This window comes from Vibrio sp. S234-5 (assembly GCF_000960595.1).
Classification (GTDB): Bacteria; Pseudomonadota; Gammaproteobacteria; order Enterobacterales; family Vibrionaceae; genus Vibrio.
On record NZ_JZAM01000346.1, the window covers coordinates 1 to 406 of the forward strand.

A 406-nucleotide genomic window follows, 5' to 3' on the forward strand; every position below is an offset into this window, starting at 1 on the left:
CTTGTACTGCGGGTCGTTCCACCTTTATTACCGGCCAGACTGTGCTCAGAACGGGTCTAAGTAAAGTTGGACTTCCTGGTGCTGACCTAGGGTTGAAAGCGGAAGACGCAACTATTGCGGAAATGCTTAAACCAATGGGTTACATGACTGGTCAGTTTGGTAAAAACCACTTAGGGGACAAAGACGAACATCTTCCTACTAACCACGGCTTCGATGAATTTTTTGGCAACCTTTACCACCTGAACGCTGAGGAAGAACCGGAAAACGTTGATTACCCTAAAGATCCTGAGTTCCGTAAGAAGTTTGGCCCACGCGGTGTGATTCGTTCGTACGCTGACGGCAAAATTGAAGATACAGGACCTCTGACTCGTAAGCGTATGGAAACGGTGGACGAAGAGACGTTAGA

Annotated in this window: 1 protein-coding gene; it reads left to right on the top strand. The window is 47.8% G+C overall.

The window, feature by feature from the left end:
- The coding region (locus tag UF06_RS18950) for a sulfatase-like hydrolase/transferase (RefSeq protein WP_045571820.1) at positions 1–406 on the top strand (406 nt) is incomplete at both ends.